This is a genomic window from Pseudoalteromonas citrea (assembly GCF_000238375.3).
GTDB lineage: Bacteria > Pseudomonadota > Gammaproteobacteria > Enterobacterales > Alteromonadaceae > Pseudoalteromonas > Pseudoalteromonas citrea.
Map to the genome: position 1 here is coordinate 322861 of NZ_AHBZ03000021.1, position 25215 is coordinate 348075.

Consider the following 25215-nt stretch of genomic DNA (forward strand, 5'->3'; position numbering starts at 1 on the left):
GAATAGCCTAAAAAGCCTTCCAATAACCAGAGGGAGTTTACACTTTTTGCTCGGTTTATTTATGGCTTAGCTACAGAGAAGCTTTAGAAGAGAGCCATTGTAATAATTGTGTTTTTGAGCCTGCAACTTGTGCTGATAAGCGAGCAACATTCTCTTGTACCGACGGCGTATCTTCGTTGATTAAGCCTTGCTCAATTGCTCGAGCCGTATTACTCAAGCTCATTGCACCAAACTGTGCTGCATTTGACTTTAAGCTGTGCGCATGACGTATCGCGTCTTGGTTATTCGAGGTCAATGCCATTCTTAATTCATTTTCAAGTCGTTCAAACTCATCACAGCAAAAAGTCAGCGTGTCTTCAAACTGATCACCCAAAAGTGATTGCATACCTTCTAAGGCGTCTTCGTTAATAGTTACATTCATAACAATCCCTTCGTCTTGTTTAATACTTGTAATGCTAGTCAATTCAGTAACTATTAGCAAAACAATTCACGATATATGGTACTATTTGCCCAGGTTTTATCCACGAGTAGCTCATGAAACGTTTACAATGCTCACACTGTACATACCCACTCACAACGTGTGTGTGTAAATACTTACAAGAACCGATTAAAAATAGAACTAGAATCATCATTTTGCAACACCCTGATGAAACCGAGCTGGCAAAAAATACAGTGCGGTTATTGACTCTACAATTATCAAATATCGAAGTGTATGTGGGTGAGTCACAGCGGGACTTTATGCAGCTGCTATCACAACTTAATTTAGCAACCTGCGCATTATTGTATCCATCAGAGCATTCAGTTGCGGCAGAAACCTTGCCTAATTCACAATGCAACATAGAAACCTTACTGGTTATTGATGGTACATGGAAAAAAACCAATAAAATTTTAGCCCTAAACCCTTGGCTAAAAACACTCCTTGCAGTGAGCTTTAACGACATTCCCAAAAATAAGTATACTATTCGTAAAGCAGAGCAGGTCTATAGCTTGTCAACTCTTGAAGCCGTAGGGCTTTTCCTAACCCATCATGACAGTATAGACTCACAACCGTTACTATCATTACTAGACGGTATGATAGAAGAACAAACTAAGTTTATGCCTGCCCATGTTAAGGCTAGATACCCAGAATGAAAGTGACGCGTCTGAGTAAAGGGTTCCGTCGTAACGGTCCTGATTATCGATTTGGTGACCAAGTTGATTTCGATGAAGTGCGCGATACATTTGGTTTTTGTACTATTTCTATTGGCCAATGGGTCACTAAAAGTGAGCGCTATATCAGCGCCAATTTAATCTATGATGCACTAGCCGATTTGGCGCAAATACTTAACATTCCACCAGAAGCTATCGGTTTAAGAGGCACGCTTAACTTTTCTTTTGGTACAGGAGGTCAATTAGGTGTGCAAGCACATTACAATAGTGCATCTCGAACCTTAGCGCTGGCTAAAAACGCAGGTGCCGGAGCCATCGCGCACGAATGGTGGCATGCGTTTGATCACTATATTTGTAAGCACATGTTTACTACAACCTCTGCCCATGGATTTGCTTCGAGTTACTGGTTAAGCAACATACAGAAAAAAGCCCACCCATTAAACACCATTCTCAGTGACTTTTATCAAACCTGCTTATTAGACGTAACCGCGAACAACCCCAGTGTCTACTTTAATGAAGCAGTGCATTTAGATAAGCAATACAACCAACTGTATTTCAGTAAACCTGAAGAGCTGACAGCCCGAGCATTCGAAGCATGTATCGCATACCATGCGAGCATACAGAACGCATTTTTAGTCAGTGGCATAATCAATAGTGACTTAGAAAAGGCTGGCGGGTTTCCTTGCGCTTCACTTCGTGCCCAACTCTCACAGCATGTGTTTAATTACTTTAACGTACTAGGTGCTGCTTTACATCATCGGCGCGATTAGCCTTATTTAACCAAACTAAATATTCATCAAATGGTAATGGACGAGAAATAAAATAACCTTGCCCAAAGTCGCAGCCAAACCCTTGTAGTCGCGTATAACTAGCGAGGCTTTCAATTCCTTCAGCCACAACTTTTGACCCCAAGCTATGCGCCATATCGCAGGTGGCTTTACAAATAGTTTGGTTACTTCGAGAACTTTCTATATCCATGACAAATTGCTTATCAATCTTTAGCTCATCAAAGCCTAACTGACTTAAATATGCCAAAGACGAATAACCCGTACCAAAATCATCAATCGCGACCTTGATGCCAATACGCCTATAATCATCAACGATCCCTTTTAAATTCGCTTCTTTACCAATGGTCACAGACTCAGTGATCTCCAAGATGATTTGACGCGGATTTAAATCGAGTTCATTGATAAGTGTGATCAGTTGTACCGTTAGCTCTCGTTTAGCTAGGTCTTTTCCAGAGATATTGAGTGATAGAACATGGTTGGGGTACAGTTCAACGATTTGTTTTTGATAATGAAACCCTTGCTCAATAACCCACTCTGTCACTGAATATATCATTCCTGATGACTCTGCAATAGGTATAAACTCATCTGGTGGTACTTGCCCCAACTCTGGGTGTTCCCACCTTAGCAACCCCTCTGCTCCCTGCACCTTTCCAGTCGATAAGTTAACTTGGGGCTGCATATAAAGTGCAAACTCGCCTTTATCTAACGCTGTTTTTAATGCAGAGGTAACTTTAAGCCTGCGCTCAGACACTATAGAGTTAGCCACGTCGAAAAGCTGCCATCGCTCACTGCTGGAACACTTAGTAGCTAATGCCAACATAGCTCGCTGTATCAATTTCTCGGCACTTTTAGCATGAACAGGCGAATGCGCAACACCAATCTCTATTTTATCGACCAGTTGATGCCCTTTTAACTCTACTCCTTCTTCAAACACTGAAGAAAGTAAACAGACGTACTGCTCTACTTGCGACAACGACAATTTACCCACCAAAATCACCGCGAACACCGATTCATCTAACCGGTAAATATCAGTATGCTTGTCACTGTGCTTAGTGCTAATCGTAGAATTGCCATACGTATCAAGTTGTAAGTTAAGCTTTTCAAACAAGCTATTTAAATGCCTATCAGCATAATCCATTCCGTAATTAAGCCGAATACTATTGAGGACTAATGGTTTAAATAACAATAATGTGTGGTGCTGGTGATTTGATGCAAGCTTGCTTAATTTTTGATTAAGCGCCAAACGATTTGGCAAACCCGTATCTTTATCATGATTTGTGTAAAAAACAAATGCATCTCTTTGTTGCTTGTCTCTCAAGTAAATAACTAATCCAAGTAAGCTAACATGTGAGATCACGGCTACTTGACTCAGATTAACTAAAGCACTATTTACAAATACACCTAGTTGCATGCTTACCCATGTAAAGGCTAATACAAACATAGGTAACCAAGCTAACAGCAACACTCGAGCCTCTGTTACATGTTCTCTACCCAATTGTGTACACATAGCGATACCGAGCCCTACCGTCGTGAGCACGCTCAAGGCTTGAACTTGCACCGCAATTGGTGAACCAATACCAATAGACAATAGCCCCATAAAAATCAGTAAAGCAGCCAAAATAAAAGTTGGGTATGTTAGCTGCTTTGCATTTTTATTGATTTTAAAGAAGGTGAAGTGAAAGAGTAAGCAAGCTGCAAGTCCCATGACCACCAGCATACTACAATGATGAGTAAACCACTGGGCTACCTTTTGTGGTAAATAATAATAAATACTGCCATTGTTTGCACTGCACTGTAATGCTAATAACAGTAAATATCCACCCAAATATAGTAAATAATGGCGACTACTAAATACAGCCACCGAGGCAATAAAAAGTGCCACAAAGTACAATAAGCCGAGTTCTAACCCGTACCAGAAAAGCCTCGTTTGAGAGTGTTCCGAAAAATCATGAGCAGACTGTACTTGATAGTCAATCCGAGCATTAAAAGGCGCTTGAAACCGAATATAGATCTGTTGAGGAAACTCAGACGTCGTATATTTAATATGGGGATAAATACTTTGTAATCTCGGCAGTACTGCATTGTCTATCGGTAAATTAACCGCAACAATGACTTGACCTAATTCAACAACATACATATCAAGTGCTGTTTCAACAGGTTTATAAATGGTGAAATATTCTTCGCGGGTACTATTGGGAGCAGCGGGAATATCTACTCTTAGCCAAGTAGAAATAGCTTTCGCTGCGACAACTTTGTCTTGCTCAATTATCTCAAATTGACCATGACCATTTATAATTTCATTAATGGTCATTTCATTGCTTAGATCATTAAATACTTGTGCAGCCATTACATTGGCGCACATACCAGTCATGATAAGCAACGCACACAGCATCTTTAAAGCTTTGTCACATCCCCACATACTCTCTCCTTGATGTCGAGACAGTTCGTCTCGTTCAATCAATATTAAAGTATGTAAACTTTATTCAGTATTGCCAGTATTGAATAAAAATATTCATATATTAATATGACCTAGCTCAAGGTAATGAATTAAATCTGTGAAGACTTTACAAAAAGAGGGTATTACAGAACTTAAAAGTACTCAATACTTGGCTTTTTTCAGTGTCGATAAAAACTGTTGCTGGACGCTGAACACAGTTATTGATCCAATTAAAAAGCCAAGCATATCACTTATTGTTTATCGTCGCTGATCCGGCTCGCTACAGCACTATTTTGCCCTTTATATTTAGCATCTTTTCTTGCGTTATAAGGGGTTTGTGCCTCACTACTCATCGTTTCAAAACTTAAAGCACCTATCTTCATATTTGGTCTAAGTGCAAGGGGTAATTTACCAGAGTTATAAAACTCAAGTACAATATTTCCAGACCAGCCCGGATCAATACGGTGTGCTGTTACATGCACCATTAACCCTAACCTCGCCAGCGATGAACGCCCATCTAACCACCCAACAAGATCAGCAGGCAACGTCACAGACTCATAGGTTATCGCTAATGCAAGTTGTCCTGGGTGTAAAAAGAATGCTTCATTCTCGTCCAAGACAATTTCATCGCTCATAATCGATTCCATTGCGGCATTTAGCTGATCTTTTGGCCCGCTTAAATCAACGTATGGGGCTGCGTGATCTTGAAATACACGAAATTTATTTCCTAAGCGTAAATCCAACGTGATCCCAGAGATCATACCCTCTTCTGGTTTTGGCTCAATAATGATCCGTTGTTCTTCTATCGCTTGTTTTATATGGGTATCTGATAATCTCATTGATTAGTCATCCGTTATCACTATATCGACCGTTGAGGTTGATTGTGTTTGATAATGCAATATGCTGCCAACAAGCTGTGCACAAGCAACATAGTTAGCTACTTGCTCTGTTGACGCCGTTAAAATATTTTCGCCCTGCTCTGATGTCTCTCGAATATTAATATCTAAAGGCACTTCTGCTATCAAAGGAACACCATGGCGGCTAGCTAGATCAGCCCCTCCGTGCTGACCAAAAATATGGTTTTTCTCTCCACAATGACCACATAGAAAATGGCTCATATTCTCAATTAGCCCTAAAATAGGTAAGTTAACTTGATTGAACATCGCAATGCCTTTTTGTGCATCGGCTAACGCTAAGTCTTGTGGAGTAGTCACAATTAATGCGCCACTTGCGGGCACTTTTTGTGTCATAGTTAGTTGGATATCTCCGGTACCAGGAGGCATATCCACAATAAGATAATCAAGTTCCCCCCACTCGGTTTCATTCAACAACTGATTTAATGCTTGCGAAGCCATTGGACCTCGCCATACGGTTGCATTTTCAGCAGGCACTAAAAAGCCTATCGATTGAATGCTAACCGCATCTTTTATGATTGGGTTGAGCGTTTTATTATCTTTTGACGTTGGTTTTGCATCCTGCACGCCAAAAATAGTTGGAATAGACGGACCGTATATATCAGCATCAAGTACGCCTACTCGTCCGCCTTCTGCAGAGAGTGCCTGCGCTAAAAAGGCTGCGGTAGTCGACTTTCCAACTCCCCCTTTACCGGAAGCCACTAATAAAATATGTTTAACTTTTTTATATTTATGTACATCTGGCAGTTTTACATCAATCGTCAGTTTTACTGATTGGCCTAGCTCTTTAGTAAGATAGTCAGTTAAGCACGAATTTACACTTTTCACCGCAAAAGGGATCTGCAAAGCCAAGGAGATTACACCATTATCTTGTGTGTAATTCACAACCCATTCACGCTCTATCCCTAAAGGAAATACGCCGCTTTTATAAGCGTCTAATACTTCATAGAGCCGAGTTCTGTCTGAATTATTTTTTTTAAATAGCTTATTAATACCAAACATAGAAATAAAACGTACTCGAGTGATGAAAAAGACCTCGGAATTATGTAACATTCAACCCATTAACACCAGTCTATTGATGCTTTACACGAGCACAAAGTGGCAATTGTAAACTAAAACTTAGAGGGTTGGCTGTTTCTTAAACAGAACCGCTCAAAATTCACGGAACCGTTATGACTAAGAGAAAAATTCTCATCACTAGTGCTCTACCTTATGCCAATGGCCCGACTCATTTAGGGCACATGCTTGAATATATCCAGACAGATATTTGGTCACGCTTTCAAAAACTACGTGGTCATGAAACATATTATGTCTGTGCGGATGACGCACACGGCACACCGATTATGCTTAACGCACAAAAACAGGGTATTACACCTGAAGAAATGGTGAAAAACGTAAGCATCGAACGTCAACGTGATTTTGCAGATTTTAATATTGAGTTTGATAACTACCACAGTACACACAGTGAAGAAAACAAAGAACTGAGCGCACTAATATATAACCGTCTAAATGACAAAGGGCATATTAAAAAGCGCACCATCTCTCAGTTGTTCGACCCTGAAAAGAATATATTTTTACCAGACCGTTTTGTTACAGGTACATGCCCAACTTGTGATGCAGTTGACCAAAATGGAGATAGCTGTGATGTGTGTGGCGCAACCTATAGCCCAACTGAGCTTAAAGAGCCGCGCTCAGTAATGTCAGGCGCTACGCCAATTCTAAAAGATTCTGAACATTTCTTTTTTGACTTACCAGCATTCGAAGGCATGCTCAAAGAGTGGCTTCACTCTGGCAGTATTCAAACAGAAATGGCAAATAAGCTAGATGAATGGTTTGCTGATGGTCTTCAGCAATGGGATATTAGCCGAGACGCACCTTATTTTGGTTTTGAGATCCCCGGCGCACCAGGGAAATACTTTTATGTTTGGTTAGATGCACCAATTGGCTACATGGCTAGCTTCAAAAACCTATGCGATAAAAAAGGCTTAGACTTTGATGCTTTTTGGGGTGAGGGATCTGATGCGGAACTTTACCACTTCATCGGTAAAGATATTATTTATTTCCACAGCTTATTCTGGCCGGCTATGTTAGATGGCGCTGAGTTCCGTAAACCAACGAATGTGTTCGCGCACGGTTTCGTAACGGTCAACGGTGCTAAAATGTCAAAATCAAAGGGCACATTTATTAAAGCCCGTACCTATTTAGAACATTTAGATCCAGAATTCTTACGTTATTACTTTGCCGCTAAGCTTAATGGCGGGATCACTGATTTAGATTTAAATTTAGAGGACTTTGCACAACGTGTAAATTCAGATCTGGTCGGTAAAGTAGTTAACATCGCGTCACGCTGTGCGGGTTTTATTACCAAAAAATTTGATGGGAAAACAAGCGAGACCGTGCTTGAGCCTGAGCTAATTGCTGAATTCCAAGCTGCTTCAAGCGTGATAGCTGACTATTATGAGCAACGTGAATATAGTCGTGCCATTCGCGAGATCATGGCACTTGCTGACAAAGCAAACCAATTCATCGATGCACAAGCACCATGGGTGTTAATTAAGAATGAAGACACGCATGAGCAAGCACATCAAGTATGTTCATTGGGCTTAAACCTATTCAAGATACTGATGACGTATTTGAAACCTGTGTTACCGGCGATGGCAAGTAATGTTGAACAGTTTTTAAATACTGAGCTTACATGGCAGAGTGCCCAAACTGTACTAACAAGTCACTCAATCAATAAGTTCAAGGCCCTAATGCAGCGTGTTGATATGGATAAAGTAAATATCATGCTTGAAGAGTCAAAAGAAAGCTTAGCGGCTACAACTCAACCAAAAGTTGATCCTAATAGCCCGCTTGCAAAAGAGCCCATCGCAGACGAAATAGAGTTCAATGATTTCGCTAAAGTTGACCTACGTGTAGCAAAAATAGCCAAAGCGGAGCATGTAGAAGGGGCTGATAAGCTGCTTAAACTGACACTTGATTTAGGTGGTGAAACGCGCCAAGTATTTGCAGGTATTAAATCTGCTTATGCGCCTGAAGACATAGAGGGGAAACTTACTGTCATGGTTGCTAATCTTAAACCTCGTAAGATGCGCTTTGGTATGTCTGAAGGCATGGTATTAGCGGCTGGGCCTGGTGGCAAAGAAATCTATATTCTTAATCCAGACGATGGTTCAGAGCCAGGTATGCGTGTAATGTAAACGATATCACTAGAAGTGGCCTTGTAAGAGGCCATTTCTTGATATTACGACTCTGAACGTTTCTCACCTTCAATGGGGACTTTTAGTTTCACTGCAATGCCCTTACCTTGCTCAGAAAAGCACTTAATTTCTCCTTTTAACAACTGCGTCACCAAGTTATACACAATATGCATCCCTAAGCCACACCCACCTTGACTGCGTTTAGAAGTAACAAATGGATCAAACACCGTTTTCAACATTTCTTCACTCATACCAACGCCATCATCAGTATAATTGACATACCAGCTGACATCATCAACTGCAATGGTAACTAGAACCTCTCCTTTGCCTTGTTGCTCAAACCCATGTAATACAGAGTTATTTAATAAATTGGTGAGGATCTGATAAATCGCGCCGGGATAAGTGGTTAACAACACGGTATCGCTACCTGTTACATTAATCGTGATATTTTTGCCCTTAATGAGTGGGGCCAAAGAATGGAATACATCTTCAATATACGTTTTAAGGTTTATCTGTCGCGATGTTTCACTCGACTGGTCAACTGCCACTTGTTTAAAGTTACCAATTAAGTTTTGCGCCCTGTCTAAATTTCTCAGGATCAGCTGATACCCTTCAGTTTGCTCATCAATGGCTTTGGTTAAATCACTTTGCTTTAACGTTTTATCTGCCAGTTTTTTCTCCACCGCCTGTAAGCACTCTTGGTTATAAGTCATTGCCGTTAAAGCAACACCCAAAGGCGTGTTTATCTCATGGGCAACCCCTGCGACTAACCCCCCTAGTGATGCCATTTTTTCACTTTCAATAAGCTCTTGTTGAGTTTGCTTTAACGTCGCCATCGCACTTTCAAGTGTCTGATTTTTGGTATATAACTCGTTAGTGCGCATCTCAACTTTAATCTCTAACTGCTCATTAAGCATTTGTAGCGCATTTTCGTGCTCTTTAAGTTCCGCAATATCTTTCAAAGCCCCTGCTATTCTAATCGCTTTGCCACTGTCATCCCTATCAACTACCTTCCCTCTATCAAGCACCCAGGTCCAATTTCCACTTAAATCTTTTACACGAATCGCGATTTCATAGCTCTCAACATTGCCTCTGATACACGCTTCCACTTTATCTTCGAGTAAAATGTTATCTTTGGGATGTACAAATTGAATAAAGTCTTCCAACTCCATATGACTATCAGCCGCACCATAATCCACTCTGGGCGAAACACTATGTCGATAAATCGCTTTCTTATTTAAATGCCAATCCCATAACTCATCACCACTGGCCCAAAGCGATAGCTCTAAACGTTGTCGTAATTCACTCATTTTTAAGTTGTCAGCAACCACTTGACGATATCGCTTTTGTCTAATCCTTACCGTAATTAAAACTAATGCGAGTAGCGCCAATACATAGACTGATTTTGCATAGATATTCCACCACCACGGAGCATTAATGATAAGAGAAAAATGGTGTATGGGTGACTGCACGTTAAACCGGTTAATCGTGTAAGACTCTACAGTATAATTTCCTGGTGCCAAACGAAGTAGGTTAACTTGTCTAACCCCTTTCGCAAGCTTTAACCATTTGTCGCTGAGCCCTATCACACGGTAATAAAATTGTTGTTGCTCTGAACCATACTCTAAACTGGAATATTGCAGTGAAATAATATCTTGGTCGTAGCGTAGTTCTAAGCTCTGTGCCAACTCTGGTGCTGTTTTCAACAGCCCTTTCTCACTCGGCTCCAAACTTTTCCCTAACAGCTCAATATGGCTCACTAGTAGCGGACTTGCAGAGTTATCTACTCTGAGTTTTTGCGGGTAAAATTGGTTAAACCCCATAGCACCACCAATAAAAATACGTCCATCGGGTGCAAGCCAAGCTGCGTTATAGTTAAACTCATTCCCTTGCACGCCATCAACTGGTGAGAAATTGTGAATGCTCAAATTACTGGTGTTAATTTGGCTAAGTCCACCGCTACTGCCAACCCATAAGTGATTCAAGTTATCAAACACTAACCCCCATATTGCATTATTTGCCAATCCATCTTGTTGCGTAAACACTTGCTCAATTTCAAACTCTTTAGATATGAGTGAAAGGCCTGACTCACTCGCAACCCATACCCTGCCATATTGATCTTGTTCCAGCATAAACACTAAATCAGATACTAAGCCATCGCTAGTTGAGAGGTGCTCAAGCGTGTCTCCCATATCACGGTATAAACCATTACCTATCGACCCAAACCAAAGCTTACCGTCAACTACTGCCATGGAAGAAACGTGACTTGGAGAGTTTTGTTGCGGTGTATACATAGATTGCAGAGTTTTGCTTTGCTCATCGAAAAACATTACCCCCATTGTTCTTGAGCTAACGAGGACTTTTCCATTAAATACCATAACATCATTAAAGCTAAGCTCTGGCCCATTGCCGACATCAGGCTTAAGATGTATTAGCTCTTTGCTCACCAAGTTAAATGAAACGACACCATTACCGCGTGTTGCAGCCCATAGCCACTCCCCATTGAAGATAATTCGCGTTATAAAACTGCCATCGAGTACTTTAAGCTTTGAAAAATAATGTTTGGCGGGTTTAAACCCCGCACCATCGAAAATATGTGCGCCATTCGATGTTGCCAACCAAATACGGTCTTCTCGATCAATAGCGAAATTTCGTATATCCGCAGTTTCCATAGGTGAATGAGGGTAGTTGTATTCACTTACATGGCCAAATGACTCACTTAGCTGACTAAAAAAATGTAAACCTCGAGTCTCAGTGCCTATCCATAAATCTTGGTTTTTATCGCGCATTACCGTCAAAATGTTATTATCTTGAAGACCCGCTGTTTGCCTATCTCTTTTATACCAATGGTTAAGTAGCTTCCCCTGAAGATCTAGTAAATAGACTCCGTGATCACTTGCTACAAGAATTTCATTGCCATTAATCTCTAAACTATGCAGCGTAATATTTTGAACAGTATCGAAGTTCCGGGACCAGAGCATACGTTGATACAAAGTATCATAACTAATTAAACGATTAGATTTACTCACCAGCATGGCGCGCTGACCTTGGTACGTCATTTCTTTAAATTCACCAGCGAGTAACTGTACTGATGTTTGCGCTTGCTTGTGATACGCCATAAAACCCATATCACTTAAGTAAAAATAGTTATCTCCGCGCTGAACGACATTACGAATGTAATTACCTTCAATATTGAGGGTGTGTGGAACTAAAGATGACTTATCAATCTCATATGATGTGTTATCTTCCGTAGAAACAATAACATGCTCGCCTTTACAATCTATCCAACTCACTCGGTCAGACTCAATCACAGGCTGCTCTTTCGCTAAAAGCGACGTAAAACGCCCTTGAACGGTGTGGTAGACACTCAAACCAGTACTGGTGCCAACCCAAACTTTATCGTTGCTCACACACAATGCGGTGATAAAGCCACCCGCTAGGCTTTTTACATCCTGTTGTTGTGAAACAAATGTTTTGAATTCATGCCCGTCGAAACGATTTAATCCTGCCTGTGTACCAATCCAAATATAACCAAATTGATCTTGGGCTAAAGCGGTCACCGTTACCTGGCTAAGCCCTGCTCGATAATCATAATGTCTCATAACTTGGGCTGTATCTGTAAACTGAGGTACGCCCCATACTTGTTTACATAATAAGAATAATAGCCAACCAAGATACCAAGCAGTTTTCATATACGGCCAAAAAGCGAGATCAGATTTATAAAATATAGCAAACCCTATAAATTACAGGGTATTTTATTCCAAATCTAAGCAAAACTGATTGATTGAACCGTCTCCGTGCCATAATTCATACTTAGCTAACTTTCCTTGCTTTAAGCTAATAAGGCTTATAGCGCTATTAGACACTAAATAAGGTTGTTTTTTAGTCGCATGATACACAGGGTGCTTATTCACTTCCATTTGCCAACGTTTGGTAAAGAAGTTTAGTGGACTCCACGGACCATAAAAAATAGAGTCTAATTTATCTAAGCAAGCAATTAACTTTTTAGGAAACTCATTTTTAATCCCTGATGCAGTTAACTGCCAAATTCGATTATGATGTCGGCCAAACCGAGACTGTACTGAAAAACAAAACGAATAATGTACATCTCCTGACAAAATTATCGTTTCCTTTGGCGTGTCTGCACGCTTAAATATATCTAATAGCTTTTTGGCAGACCCCTCATGAGCCATCCAGTTTTCAACATCCACCATCAAAGGCTGACCACATATGTTAAAAGCAGCTTGGATAGCTTCAATTGATTTAACACCAAAGACAGGAGGGGGTGATACTAAGATAACGGCTTCGTGATTAATTAAGGTCTCTTGCAACTCCATTAGCATTTCCCAGTCCATCAAACCACTGGGCTCTGCAAAATTTTGTTCGTTTCTCCAACGGTGTGTGCGCGTATCTAATACGACCACTTTAGGAAATGTATCCAAACAAAAATGCCATCGCCCAAATCGTTGTAATTCTTTGTCTAAAGTCGAAAACTGCCACTGCCCTTCAACTAAGCTTGCTTTAAAAGGCGCTAACAACGTTTTAGAATCTACCATTGCATCATTGCCTAAGCCCTGAAATAACCAATAGCTTAGTAACCCATTATGTATAATTCGACTACTGGCTGCATTGCTAGCAATGGCTTGTTCCCACTGCGCAGTTAAATTCCAATCATCCGTTACATCATGATCATCGAACATCATTAATGTAGAAATGTTAGCAAATAAGCGCTGGGTGCTAGACAACCCAGTAATAAACTCCTGTAACACCAGCCATTCATCATAAAACTTTTGTCGCTTAGCTGGATATTGTTCTTTGTAACTAATTTTATCCGTGTCAATCAATGTCCACACCACAGGACTAAACGCCAACAAGTAATAGGCGATAAATTCTTCAAAATGCATTAGGTGGTTACACGCATGCATACTCGTAAAGTGTGGATCATCCGTTTTAGTCCAGTAACTCATAGAACGCTTGGAACAGGCTTGCCATGGTGTTTTTGGTAATATTTTTTCCCGATTAAACAGCTGCTTTGTAATATCTTCTAGGGGACCTAAGCCGTTGAGCGTTTCTTTATATAAACCGAGTCTTTCTATTAACTGATGAATAGCAAGTAGCATCGCACCAGCTACATCATCTGCGTATATCTGATCGCCCGACATCAGCAATAAACTTGGCCCGCTCTGACCTTGTTTCCGAAAACTCTCTAATTGTGTATCAGCCATTACCAAGCTGTCTTTGCTTGAATGATGTGGGTTTCGACAAGAGCCATGTAACACTTTAGTGAGCTGCTTAGGGATTATGAACTGTGGAGATGATAGGCCTTCATAACACAGTTCATCCAATGGTTGCGCTCTATCATCAAAATAGACTTCATAACCCAATGCTTTATCGGTGACAAAGTCACCTTGCTCTGGCGTAACGATTACGGTATGTAGGTAGCAGTACTTTCCCAACACAAGTGTTGTTTGTTCCGAATTAACGTCGTACCCAGATACTGAAAACGAGATCTGAGTAGCACTGCTTGTCGCCAGTTGGACGCATACTTGATGCTGCTCAGCTCGACGGATCATCGGGCTAAGTAGCATCATAGGCAAATTATTATTACAATCAGGCATTCACTTTTGGGGCTAAATTAAATAATTGATAAAAGTTATCCGTTGTCGCTTTCGCCAACTCGTTGAAGGTCAGCCCTTTTAAATCAGCAATATAATAACCAACATCTTGCACATAAGCAGGCTGGTTAGTTTTACCACGATAAGGAACAGGCGCTAAATAAGGAGAGTCGGTTTCAATTAATAACCGGTCTAACGGAAGTTGTTTCACCACGTCCTTTAATTCAACTGCATTTTTAAACGTGACAATCCCTGAAATTGAAATATAAAACCCCATATCAATGGCTTTTTTTGCCATAGCCCAGTCTTCGGTAAAACAATGTAATACACCACCGCACTGCTCAGCGTTATGAGCTTTCATTAACGCGATCGTGTCTTCACGTGCATCACGTGTATGAATGATAAGAGGTTTGTTTAGCTCGTTTGCTACTTCAATATGGCCAACAAAACTATCTTGTTGGACTTGGTGAGTATCTTTTGAATAATAATAATCAAGCCCAGTTTCCCCCACCGCAACGACACGTTCATGCCCAGCTAACTGACGTAGCAACGCTTTATCTAATTGATCTTTTTGATCTAATGGATGTACGCCACATGATGCGGAAATATCTTTATAGGGAAGAATGGTGTCGAGCATGCTAGGAAACTGTTCAAGCGTCACGCTCACACATAAAAAGTGCTCAACCTGCTTTGCTCTTGCAGCTTGTAAAATATCAGGTAAGTCCTGTCCTAGCTTGTCAAAATCAAGCCTGTCTAAATGGCAATGAGAATCTACAATCATAACTACTCTTACATGGTGTAGGTGGGTTTATCGGCGTTAAGCATGGTGCCTAATAATTTAATTATTTTGTCGTTAACACGGTCTTTATCTTCAATAAAACCAATGCCAACTCCGGGAGGGTTTGAGTTTTGTGCACCCTGAGGGGTGATCCATACGATCTTACCCAAGACTAAGTCATGTTCTAATGCATCAGGCAGCGTTACGCGCATGTTAGCTGGCTGCCCAAGTTCATAGCGTGTGTTGGTCTTTACAAACAAACCACCATGCTTTAGCGCAGGCATATAACAACGGTACAGTTCGTCTAAATCTTCAAAATCTACTAATAACTCTTGCACAATGTTACATCCTATTTTATTGCGTTTTGTAACGTATATATCAGCTTGGCTAGCCCTAATGATTGATTTAAGCCTAGGATCTGTTGTGTATCTAACATAAAACGATGCATCGCTTTTTGCGCATCATTATACGCACTAAAAGCCAAACCGTGTTGTAAACTAAATTTAAGCTGTTGATTGATAAATACGTAAAATACAGCGACCAATGAGGTATGCTCTGTCAAAATCTTTTGTACGTCGGCAAAATTATGACTTGCTTTTAAGTGACTTGCAAATAAGTAGAGCGTCTGGATTTTCTCTAACATCCCCTCTTGATGCCACTGCACTAACTTTAAGGGTTGCGAATAAAACTGTGCGGCCCAAGCAAACTCATGCAGCGGAATGTGTTGTTCTGCTAACCAAGCTTGTGAGCGTGATTCATCAATTACAGCAACGGTTTGTTGGCCACAACGACTCAGAACCGTCGCTGGTAACTGGCTTTTATCATTGCATGTTAATAAAATATATCGATTTAAATTCGGCTCTTCTAAGGTTTTTAACAGCGCATTAGCTGCAGAGTGCGTCATTTTCTCAGCATCTTTGATTATCACCACTTTATTGCCGCCTTGCAGGGCAGAGTGATGTACAAAATCGCTTAAACTGCGTATCGCATCAACGCCGATGCTATTTGCTTCAGCACTTATTAGCAGTCTATCAGGGTGTGTGCCAGCGGCCAGTAATCCACATGTTTTACAAGCATTACAAGGCTTAAAACCTTCAGGGCGCTCACATAGCAAAGTACTAGCAAGCTGATTAGCTAAATCAAATTTACCAACCCCAGATAAGCCAATAAATAATTGCGCATGATGAAAACGCTGCTGTTGAAAGCTATCATGCAGTTGCTGCCACAAATTCTGCTGCCAATTGTACATATTAGGCTTTCACACTAAGATAAAAACTATGTAACGCGGCGATAATATCCCGGTGAACATGCTCTATTGATTGCTCAGCATTAATGATAACGCATCGCTCATTGGCATTCGCCAACGTCAAATAACGCGTGCGCGTTCGCTCAAAAAAGTCCAGCGCCTCAAGTTCAATCCGGTCAAGCTCGCCACGGCCTTTCGCCCTAGCCAGTCCGACTTCAGGTCTAATATCTAAATATAGTGTCAAGTCAGGCTCTAACCCTTTTAAAACGATATCTGAGAGTGACGTTAATGTCTGCTGTGATAAACCTCGTCCCCCTCCTTGATAAGCTTGTGAAGACATATCATGGCGATCACCCAGTACCCACTTACCTTGACTAAGCGCTGGAGTAATAACATTATGTAATAACTGCATACGCGCTGCATACATCATCATCAGCTCTGTTTCAGGCGCTATATTTTCTTCGTGCTGTTGCTTAATAAGGTTACGTAACGCTTCTGCTAATGGGGTACCACCTGGTTCACGTGTCTGAACAAAATCAATGGCTTTATCAGCTAAAAACTGCTGACATGCCTGCATTGCGGTAGATTTACCTGCGCCTTCTAGGCCCTCTATTACGATGAATTTAGCTGTCATTACGTCTCTTTAAAATATATTTTTGTACAGCACGATTGTGTGCTGCTAAATCTTTTGAAAATTGATGCTGACCATTACCCTTTGCAACAAAATAAAAATAATCCGATGTTTCAGGGTTTAACGCTGCCCGAATAGCATCTTGTGAAGGCATGGCAATGGGAGTTGGTGGTAAGCCATTTATTCTATATGTATTATATGGGGTATATTGTCGCAAGTCTTGCCGTTTTATATCCCCATCAAATTGCTCTCCGAGCCCGTAAATAACCGTAGGATCTGTCTGCAATCGCATTTTAGCGTGCAATCTGTTTGTGAATACCGACGAGATCAAGCCTCGTTCCGGCCCATACCCTGTTTCTTTTTCAATAATTGACGCTAATATTAAAGCTTGATATGGCGTGTCTATCGGCAAGTTATTTGCTCGATTACTCCACTCTTTACCTAACACGTCATCCATTTTGCTTTTAGCTCTTTGCATAATTGACACCGCACTAGTACCAGCGGTGTAAGCATATGTCTCTGGTAATAAGTAGCCCTCAGCAGAGCTATCAAGTGCAAGTTGTCTAGGGAGTGATGTTAACTCAACATCATATCTAATATAACGACTATCTCTAAGCTTATTAAGTACAACGCGCAGTTGCTCACCTTCGATGATGGTAAAGAGAAACTGATGTTGCTGTCCTTTATTAATTTTATCAATTGCAGCGAGCACCGTTAAATCGCTAATATCGTAAACGCCCGCTTTTAATGTGACCCTCTCGGGGAAAAGTTTAGCGTAAAACTTATACGCTAAACAGGATTCTATATACCGTTTGTCTTGCCACGCCTGGCATAACTGGTTAAACCCAGTGCCTTGCTTAACATGATATAAGCTTTGTACATTGTTAAGTGGTAATGATTTCAACTTCTCGACTTGATGTGTAAAAAATACCGATACGATAACGATGAATGTAATTATTAACAGCAAAGCTTTTTTCACTACGGAACCTTGTTATTGAGTTTTCTAATGGCATGAAACGCTATACCTAAATCATATGCTTTTTCACCCAATTGCGAAACAGGCATGCACTCCATTAAGCTATTACATACCACAACAGCCTCCATCTCAAGTAGTTGCTCTAACTTTATTTGGCTAGGCTTGATTAAACGGTGCTTGGCCAGATGCTTTAGATATACCCCTTCAATACCGCATTTATCTAACTTTGGCGTATAAAACTCTCCCTCTTTATAGCCAATAATGTTGCCAACAGAAGTTTCTATAACATAGTTATCAATGTCCATAACGACTACATCATCATCACTAAATTGCATCGCGTCTTGTTTAATTAAAACTTGCTCTAATCTGTTTAATGTTTTTAAACCCGCCAACAATGGTTGATGCCCTAATTGAATGTTACTGATCCCCAAGCACAAGCCTGTTTGGGAAAGGTGCGTGTAATGTATTGGGAATTCGCTTACAGATACGGTCACCGTTGGTGTTACGTTTACTGGGGGGGTATAACCTCGCCCTCCTACACCGCGAGTAATAATAATCTTCAATACCGCTTGTTGATGTGTTTTTGCTACCTCAGTACAATGCTCGGTGAGTTCTTGCCAATTAAATGCTGGAAACCCTAACCTTTGTTGGCATTGCTGCAATCGCTGTACGTGTAATGACCACAATTCGAGTTGCCCCGCTTTGATTTGCACAGTCGTAAAAAAGCCGTCTCCATACTGCAGCCCCCGATCTTTGCAAGAGATTGTGTCTGTCATTATTATATTCATCTAACACCTACAAAAAAGCCCGGCATTGCCAGGCTTTTAATTATTCCTTACTGACTAAATATTATACCTTTTTAAACAGCAAAGAACCATTGGTCCCACCGAAACCAAAAGAGTTACATAAAGCATACTCTAATGTTGCATCTCGCGCGGTGTGAGCAATATAATCTAAATCACACCCTTCATCAGGGTTATCTAAGTTAATCGTTGGTGATACTTTTTGTTCTTGTAACGACAACGCAGTGATGATTGATTCTACAGAGCCAGCAGCACCTAATAGATGCCCCATCATAGATTTAGACGACCCAACCATTACTTTATCAGCAGCACTACCAAATACAGATTTAACAGCCTGTGTTTCAGCTTTATCGCCGGCATTAGTTGACGTGCCATGTGCGTTGATATAACCGATTTGCTCTGCATTTACGCCTGCATCTTTTAATGCATTAACCATTGCCAATGCAGCACCAGAACCATCTTCTGGTGGTGAAGTCATATGAAATGCATCACCACTCATGCCAAAACCGACTAGCTCTGAGTATATTTTAGCTCCACGTGCTTTAGCATGTTCATATTCTTCAAGCACCATCACACCTGCTCCATCAGACAGAACAAAACCATCACGGTCTTTGTCCCACGGACGAGATGCCGCTTGAGGGTCATCATTGCGCGTAGATAATGCTCTCGCCGCACTAAAGCCACCCATGCCAATAGGCGTTGATGCTTTTTCTGCACCACCGGCTACCATGGCATCCGCGTCGCCATATGCAATCATACGTGCCGCATGGCCGATATTGTGCAGGCCAGTTGTACATGCTGTAACGATAGAGATGTTAGGACCGCGAAGCCCATGCATAATAGATAGATGACCTGAGATCATGTTAATGATGGTCGACGGCACGTAAAATGGTGACAATTTACGTGGACCACTGTTTAATAGCTTAACATGATTCTCTTCTATCAGTGTCAGTCCACCGATCCCAGAACCCACTGCAACCCCAATACGTGCTGCATTTTCGTCTGTGATCTCTAGACCAGAATCTTTAAAAGCTTGAACACCCGCTGCGATACCATACTGGATAAATAAATCCATCTTCTTAGCATCTTTCTTTGGCATGAACTGCGTAACATCAAAGTCGTTCACCAATCCAGCGAATTTAGTTCCAAAGCTTGAAGTATCAAAATGAGTAATGTTTTCGATGCCACTACGGCCATCTAATAAACCCTGCCAAGTTGATGATACATCATTACCTAGCGGCGTAAGCATACCTAAGCCAGTTACTACGACTCGACGTTTAGCCACGGTGACCTCCAAAAAAGGGATTATTATATTGTATGAGGGGATATAAAGACTAAGGGCAGCGAATGCTGCCCCAGTGATTAGTTACTTACTCTGCGTGAGCTGTAACGTAATCGATCGCTGCTTGAACAGTTGTAATTTTTTCTGCTTCTTCATCAGGGATCTCAGTGTCGAACTCTTCTTCCAAAGCCATTACTAGTTCTACAGTGTCTAGAGAGTCAGCACCTAAGTCGTCTACAAAAGACGCTTCGTTTTTAACTTCTTCTTCTTTAACACCTAGTTGCTCAATAATGATTTTCGTTACGCGTTCTTGGATGTCGCTCATTCTTCTTTCCTTTATTTAAACGCATTTGCGTTATTTTCAGATTGCGGCGTAGTGTACGGCGCATAATACTGTGATTCAAGGATTTGCTCAGAATTTTTTATCTGGTCAAACCTGTTACTACATATTTTGTTCTTTTATCGCCTATTTTGACTGCGATTTCAAGACTGTTTGCAACACGATCACAAAAAATTAAACTTATTATTGCACTCAATAGTGCCTTAAACCATGTACATTGCACCATTTACATGCAATGTTTCACCAGAAACATATGCTGCAGCATCAGATGCTAAATAACACACAGCAGCAGCAATTTCTTGCGGTTGACCTAAACGACCTGCTGGCACATTAGCAAGTGTTGCCGCTTTTTGTTCATCAGTTAGTTCGTCTGTCATATCTGTTTGAATGAAACCTGGTGCGACAACGTTCACAGTGATGCCTCGAGATGCGACCTCACGAGCTAAAGATTTAGTGAAGCCAATTACGCCCGCTTTTGCTGCAGCATAGTTTGCCTGGCCCGCATTGCCCATCGTACCCACAACAGAACCTATATTGATGATACGGCCACATTTATTCTTCATCATTGGACGCAGTACCGCTTTCGATAAACGGTAGACTGAGCTCAAGTTCGTGTCAATAATATCGTTCCATTCATTATCTTTCATGCGCATTAAAAGATTATCGCGAGTGATCCCAGCATTATTAACGAGTACATCAATATCACCCAAATCTGCTTTAATTGCAGCAAGCGTGCCAGCAATTGAGTCTGCATCTGTTACATTTAGTGCATACCCTTTACCTTGCTCTCCAAGGTAAGTACTGATTTTGTCAGCACCGGATTCACTTGTTGCAGTTCCAGCAACAATTGCACCTTGTGCCACTAATTCAGTTGCTACTGCTTTACCAATGCCACGGCTTGCACCAGTGACTAGTACGACTTTACCTTCTAATGAAAATAGATTGCTCATGTTCTTTCTCTAATTATTTTGCAGATTCGATAGTAGCGGTGTCATTCACTGCACTACATACCACTGATTTATCAATACGTTTAGCTAACCCTGTCAATACTTTACCAGGGCCAAATTCATACGCTTGGGTCACACCCAACGCCGCTAGTTTCTGGAACGTTTCAGTCCAACGCACAGGGCTATATAGTTGACGAACTAACGCGTCTTTAATTTCTTTTTCTGTGCCAGAAACTGCCACATCAACGTTATTAATGACGTCAACCTTAGCATCATTAAATGCTAACAGCTCTAAATCTGCCGTTAATTTGTCTGCTGCTGGCTTCATTAAAGCACAGTGTGAAGGTACACTCACAGATAAAGGCAATGCGCGTTTTGCGCCAGCTTCTTTACACGCGTCTGATGCACGTGCTACAGCTTCTTTATGACCTGCAATCACCACTTGGCCAGGTGAATTATAATTCACTGGTGATACAACCTGCTCTTGTGCATTTTGAGCACATACATCAGCAATTGTTGCATCGTCTAAACCAATTATTGCCGCCATTGAACCTGTTCCTGCTGGTACAGCTTCTTGCATGTATAAACCACGCTTTTCAACTAACTTGACAGCTTCGCTCAGTGTCAGCACATCCGCACAAACTAATGCTGAATACTCACCTAAACTATGGCCTGCCATAACAATCTCACAGTCAGCGTTATTCGCGCGCCACTGACGATAAATAGCAACACTCGCAGTAAGAAGTGCCGGTTGTGTACGGTGTGTTTGATTTAAATCTGATTCTGGCCCATTTAAAACCAACTCAGCTAGGTCATAACCCAGAGCTGCAGAAGCCTCTGAGAAAGTCGCTTTAACTGTGTCTGATGTAGCAAGGAGTTCTTCAAGCATACCGACCGCTTGAGAGCCTTGGCCTGGAAATAAAAGTGCGATTTTTTCTGACATATTGTGCTCTTAAAATATATAGTTGTGCCATTTTCGCTCAACACAACTATATACTTTAGTTTTCGAGCGAAGATGACGAATGTTCTGGTTTTGCTGTGATCTGTGCAAAAGTAGCTTGAATTTTTTCCGGAATACAGCGTTCTACTTCTCGTGAAGCTTCTTCAATTGCAGCAAGAAATGCTTTATTTGAGGCATTTCCATGACTTTTAACAACAATACCCCGCAATCCTACCAGACTTGCGCCGTTATACTGGTCGGGGTTCACACGTTTATACAGCTTTTTTATTATAGGTCGAAGCGCTAGTGCTAATAAACGATAAAATACATGCTTTTTCAATGCTTTTGTAAACTTATACATGATAAGTTTCGCGATTCCTTCACACGTTTTCAATGCCACATTACCCACAAACCCCTCACAAACTATAACATCGGCCTTGCCTGAAAACATATCACTGCCTTCACAGTACCCTTGATAATTTATCTGAGGTGTTGCTTTCATCATTTGTGCAGCTTGTTTGATTGTATCGTGGCCTTTAATTTCTTCTGAACCGATATTTAGTAAGCAGACTTTTGGCTTATCGATATTTTGCGCTTGGCCGGCGACAATTGACCCCATGACACCAAATTGAAATAACGTATCAGCATCACAGTGCACATTCGCACCTAAATCTAGTAAGTAGACAGGTTGCTTCTTTTCTGTTGGTACTGCGGAAATCAAAGCCGGACGTTTAATCCCCGGTAGCATCTTAAGTACATAGTGTGCCATAAAAAACAATGCACCAGTGTTACCAGCACTAACACATGCTTGTGCCTCACCTGATTTTACAAGTTCTAAAGCAACCCGCATTGAAGATGACTTTTTATTTCTTAATGCTGACGCAGGCTCACAGCTATTAGTTACAACTTCAGAGCAGTGCTTAATGATCAATCTGGGATGATTTAACGAATCAAGATCTGATAGGCGTTCACGAATGAGTTGTTCGCTGCCACATAGGAGTAGAGTTAAATTTGCGTGTTTATTTACCGCAGACACTGCAGCAGGAATAGATGAACGGGGGCCGTAATCGCCCCCCATCATATCTAACGCTATGGTTAGATGAGTCAGCATCAAGCAATCTCTTATTTAGAAATTACTTGAACGCCTTTGTAGTAACCATCTGCAGTCACATGGTGACGACGATGAGTCTCGCCTGAAACCTGATCTACAGTTAAAGCTGGTCCACTGATCGCATCGTGTGAACGACGCATACCACGTCTTGCGCGAGACTTTTTGCTTTTTTGTACTGCCATGAGCCTTCTCCTAAGAATCTTTCTTAAGTTGTTTTAAAATGTCAAATGGATTTGGTTTACTCTCTTCTGCATCTACTTCTCCGAAGCTGGCTGGCTTCTCAGAATAAGAACAGTTAACTTCGTTATGAGTAGGAACTATTGGAATCGCTAAAATCAATTCATCTTCGATTAATTCTCGAAGATTAATTTCACCATCTTCATCCAATTCTACTATATCGTAGTTATCAGGAAGTTCGTCTGACTCAGCATCCGCCTTTACAGGAGAATACATAAAGTCTTGGACCAAATCCAACCCTAGTTCATCATTACAACGCTGACAAACAACAGTAAGATGTGCTTGGATAGAACCATGCACAACTGTTAGCCCTTGCTCATCATTCTTGCAATGAATTTGTACCGCTATTTCACCGCTTTGATCACGCACAACTTGCTCTAAACGAGAAAGTTCTTCGAGTTGAACAACACCATCATAACTTAGTTGGCGCTGAGCTGCTCTGCTTGGATCAAGAGTGACGGGAATTTTCACCTTTTGCATAGGGGCTGCATCATATAGATTGTTAGTATGTTAGTCAAAATAAATATCAAACTTTCCTTTGTTTTTCGCTTGATTGCGCCCTATCCTAGCTTCAAGTTTACAATGACCTAAGAGTATTTATGAAAATCCCTCTTATTCTAGCCTCTAGTTCTGAATTTAGGCAGTCTATTTTAAAAAAAATAAACCTTCCTTTTTCCTCTTTCAGTCCCGAAATTGATGAAACAGCCCTGATTAATGAAACGCCTGAACAATTGGTACTGCGTTTAGCAGAGCAAAAAGCACGTACTGCTACAAAACACTATACGCAAGGCCTCGTTATTGGTTCAGATCAGGTTGCTGTCCATCAAAACCAAATTTTAGGTAAACCCCACACCAAATCAAATGCGATCGCGCAATTACAACAGTTTAGTGGGCAAAAAGTGACATTTCTTACGGGGCTGTGCCTTTATAACATTGAACAAAATAAATGCGTTTCTATTGTAGAGCCGTTCCATGTTTACTTTCGCACTCTGAATGACAGTCAAATAAGTGCCTATTGTGATGCCGAACAACCCTATCAATGCGCGGGAAGCTTTAAAAGTGAAGGACTTGGGATCTGCTTATTTGATAAGTTGGAAGGTGATGACCCCAATAGCTTGATTGGATTACCCTTAATCAAGCTAACGCAGATGCTCTTAGAACAAGGAGTCGACGTGTTAACGGAAAATAGCGCTCTGTAATTGCGCATAGTTATCACAGACTGTTAACGCATTTGTTGCTGATAACGCTACTGTATCAGCAGCACCCCAACTCATCGCAACAGCGTCAATATTTGCACCATTCGCCATTTGCATATCCAATAAAGAATCGCCAACCATCAATGCCGAACTTGCAGCGACCCCAAGTTCATTGATAATTTGCTCAAGCATATCAGGAGCCGGTTTTGAGCTTGCTTCATCAGCGGTTCTACTGGTAACAAAGTAATCACTCAACCCTGATTCGTTTAGTACCCTGTTTAGACCTTTGCGACTTTTACCTGTCGCAACGGCTAATAACAACCCCTGATCGCGCAACGCCATAAGTAGCTCAGCAGTTCCCTCAAACATCACAGGCTCAAAGCTATCACTTTCGCGATAACTGACTTGGTAGGCATCGACCAACTGCCTCCATAAGGCTTTATGTTCTGGAAACAAGGTCGCAATCGCGACCTCCAGAGACAAACCAATAACCGCGGTTGCATCACGCTCTTTTGGCTCAGGTACATCAGCTCGTCGTGCTGCCATTTTTAGGCTATTGACAATTTTTGGTATCGAGTCCATTAATGTCCCGTCCCAGTCAAAAATTATCAGCTGATATTTCATA

The 25215-nt window shown here is 41.2% G+C and carries 24 protein-coding genes; 4 read left to right on the plus strand and 20 right to left on the minus strand.

Going from position 1 to position 25215, the window contains the following annotated elements:
• Positions 1 to 70: 70 nt before the first annotated feature.
• Positions 71 to 421 (minus strand): Hpt domain-containing protein, encoded by a 351-nt coding sequence (locus PCIT_RS13270; RefSeq protein WP_010364544.1) that lies wholly within the window; start codon positions 419 to 421, stop codon positions 71 to 73.
• Between the two features lie 113 nt (positions 422 to 534).
• Between PCIT_RS13270 and PCIT_RS13275 the strand changes: the two genes are divergently transcribed.
• Together PCIT_RS13275 and PCIT_RS13280 are read left to right on the plus strand one after the other, a co-directional pair.
• The gene (locus tag PCIT_RS13275) at positions 535 to 1131 is read left to right on the plus strand and encodes a tRNA-uridine aminocarboxypropyltransferase (protein ID WP_010364542.1); all 597 of its coding nucleotides are present in this window, start codon (positions 535 to 537) and stop codon (positions 1129 to 1131) included.
• Positions 1128 to 1919 carry a CLCA_X family protein gene (locus PCIT_RS13280; protein WP_010364540.1) on the plus strand — a complete coding sequence of 264 codons (792 nt, stop codon included), beginning with the start codon at positions 1128 to 1130 and terminating at the stop codon, positions 1917 to 1919. The genes PCIT_RS13275 and PCIT_RS13280 overlap by 4 nt, the downstream gene beginning before the upstream one ends.
• On the opposite strand, the gene PCIT_RS13285 is transcribed toward PCIT_RS13280, so the two are convergent.
• The 3 genes from PCIT_RS13285 to PCIT_RS13295 form a co-directional block, all read right to left on the minus strand.
• The gene (locus PCIT_RS13285) at positions 1879 to 4356 is read right to left on the minus strand and encodes a putative bifunctional diguanylate cyclase/phosphodiesterase (protein WP_010364538.1); all 2478 of its coding nucleotides are present in this window, start codon (positions 4354 to 4356) and stop codon (positions 1879 to 1881) included. The genes PCIT_RS13280 and PCIT_RS13285 overlap by 41 nt on opposite strands.
• Before the next feature lie 269 nt (positions 4357 to 4625).
• Positions 4626 to 5213 carry a dCTP deaminase gene (gene dcd, locus PCIT_RS13290; RefSeq protein WP_010364536.1) on the minus strand — a complete coding sequence of 196 codons (588 nt, stop codon included), beginning with the start codon at positions 5211 to 5213 and terminating at the stop codon, positions 4626 to 4628.
• Positions 5214 to 5216: 3 nt separating this feature from the next.
• A complete protein-coding gene (locus tag PCIT_RS13295) occupies positions 5217 to 6290 on the minus strand; it encodes an Mrp/NBP35 family ATP-binding protein (protein ID WP_010364534.1) in 1074 nt (357 codons plus the stop codon).
• Positions 6291 to 6460: 170 nt separating this feature from the next.
• Between PCIT_RS13295 and metG the strand changes: the two genes are divergently transcribed.
• Positions 6461 to 8488, plus strand: coding sequence for a methionine--tRNA ligase (gene metG, locus PCIT_RS13300; RefSeq protein WP_010364532.1), 2028 nt, complete (start codon positions 6461 to 6463; stop codon positions 8486 to 8488).
• A 44-nt stretch (positions 8489 to 8532) separates the two neighbouring features.
• On the opposite strand, the gene PCIT_RS13305 is transcribed toward metG, so the two are convergent.
• From PCIT_RS13305 to yceD, 15 genes are all read right to left on the minus strand, one after another.
• Positions 8533 to 12180 carry a sensor histidine kinase gene (locus PCIT_RS13305; protein WP_010364530.1) on the minus strand — a complete coding sequence of 1216 codons (3648 nt, stop codon included), beginning with the start codon at positions 12178 to 12180 and terminating at the stop codon, positions 8533 to 8535.
• A gap of 63 nt (positions 12181 to 12243) precedes the next feature.
• The gene (locus PCIT_RS13310) at positions 12244 to 14079 is read right to left on the minus strand and encodes a metallophosphoesterase family protein (RefSeq protein ID WP_238348025.1); all 1836 of its coding nucleotides are present in this window, start codon (positions 14077 to 14079) and stop codon (positions 12244 to 12246) included.
• A 19-nt stretch (positions 14080 to 14098) separates the two neighbouring features.
• The gene (locus PCIT_RS13315) at positions 14099 to 14884 is read right to left on the minus strand and encodes a TatD family hydrolase (protein WP_010364525.1); all 786 of its coding nucleotides are present in this window, start codon (positions 14882 to 14884) and stop codon (positions 14099 to 14101) included.
• Between the two features lie 8 nt (positions 14885 to 14892).
• Entirely contained in the window at positions 14893 to 15219 is a 327-nt protein-coding gene (locus tag PCIT_RS13320) for a PilZ domain-containing protein (RefSeq protein WP_010364524.1), read from the minus strand.
• Positions 15220 to 15230: 11 nt separating this feature from the next.
• The gene (gene holB / locus PCIT_RS13325; RefSeq protein WP_010364522.1) at positions 15231 to 16130 is read right to left on the minus strand and encodes a DNA polymerase III subunit delta'; all 900 of its coding nucleotides are present in this window, start codon (positions 16128 to 16130) and stop codon (positions 15231 to 15233) included.
• 1 nt (position 16131) lies between these two features.
• Positions 16132 to 16761 carry a dTMP kinase gene (gene tmk, locus PCIT_RS13330; protein WP_010364521.1) on the minus strand — a complete coding sequence of 210 codons (630 nt, stop codon included), beginning with the start codon at positions 16759 to 16761 and terminating at the stop codon, positions 16132 to 16134.
• Positions 16751 to 17737, minus strand: coding sequence for an endolytic transglycosylase MltG (gene mltG / locus PCIT_RS13335; RefSeq protein WP_010364520.1), 987 nt, complete (start codon positions 17735 to 17737; stop codon positions 16751 to 16753). Before mltG ends, tmk begins: the two co-directional genes overlap by 11 nt.
• The gene (gene pabC / locus PCIT_RS13340) at positions 17737 to 18522 is read right to left on the minus strand and encodes an aminodeoxychorismate lyase (protein ID WP_010364519.1); all 786 of its coding nucleotides are present in this window, start codon (positions 18520 to 18522) and stop codon (positions 17737 to 17739) included. Before pabC ends, mltG begins: the two co-directional genes overlap by 1 nt.
• A 61-nt stretch (positions 18523 to 18583) precedes the next feature.
• Positions 18584 to 19822 (minus strand): beta-ketoacyl-ACP synthase II, encoded by a 1239-nt coding sequence (gene fabF / locus PCIT_RS13345; RefSeq protein ID WP_010364518.1) that lies wholly within the window; start codon positions 19820 to 19822, stop codon positions 18584 to 18586.
• A gap of 85 nt (positions 19823 to 19907) precedes the next feature.
• Positions 19908 to 20144: an acyl carrier protein gene (acpP, locus tag PCIT_RS13350; RefSeq protein WP_010364517.1), complete on the minus strand. Its 237-nt coding sequence runs from the start codon at positions 20142 to 20144 to the stop codon at positions 19908 to 19910.
• 218 nt (positions 20145 to 20362) lie between these two features.
• Positions 20363 to 21109, minus strand: a complete 747-nt coding sequence (gene fabG, locus PCIT_RS13355) for a 3-oxoacyl-ACP reductase FabG (protein ID WP_010364516.1) — start codon at positions 21107 to 21109, stop codon at positions 20363 to 20365.
• Between the two features lie 13 nt (positions 21110 to 21122).
• Positions 21123 to 22049 carry an ACP S-malonyltransferase gene (gene fabD / locus PCIT_RS13360; RefSeq protein ID WP_010364515.1) on the minus strand — a complete coding sequence of 309 codons (927 nt, stop codon included), beginning with the start codon at positions 22047 to 22049 and terminating at the stop codon, positions 21123 to 21125.
• Between the two features lie 55 nt (positions 22050 to 22104).
• Entirely contained in the window at positions 22105 to 23157 is a 1053-nt protein-coding gene (gene plsX, locus PCIT_RS13365) for a phosphate acyltransferase PlsX (RefSeq protein ID WP_010364514.1), read from the minus strand.
• A gap of 11 nt (positions 23158 to 23168) precedes the next feature.
• Positions 23169 to 23339: a 50S ribosomal protein L32 gene (gene rpmF / locus PCIT_RS13370; RefSeq protein WP_010364512.1), complete on the minus strand. Its 171-nt coding sequence runs from the start codon at positions 23337 to 23339 to the stop codon at positions 23169 to 23171.
• 10 nt (positions 23340 to 23349) lie between these two features.
• Positions 23350 to 23874, minus strand: a complete 525-nt coding sequence (yceD, locus tag PCIT_RS13375; RefSeq protein WP_010364510.1) for a 23S rRNA accumulation protein YceD — start codon at positions 23872 to 23874, stop codon at positions 23350 to 23352.
• Between the two features lie 119 nt (positions 23875 to 23993).
• On the opposite strand from yceD, the gene PCIT_RS13380 reads away from it, so the two are divergent.
• Complete coding sequence (locus PCIT_RS13380; RefSeq protein ID WP_010364508.1) at positions 23994 to 24593, plus strand: Maf family protein; 600 nt, start codon at positions 23994 to 23996, stop codon at positions 24591 to 24593.
• On the opposite strand, the gene PCIT_RS13385 is transcribed toward PCIT_RS13380, so the two are convergent.
• Positions 24570 to 25214, minus strand: a complete 645-nt coding sequence (locus PCIT_RS13385; RefSeq protein WP_010364506.1) for an HAD-IA family hydrolase — start codon at positions 25212 to 25214, stop codon at positions 24570 to 24572. The two genes, PCIT_RS13380 and PCIT_RS13385, sit on opposite strands and share 24 nt — an antisense overlap.
• Between the last annotated feature and the right edge of the window lies 1 nt (position 25215).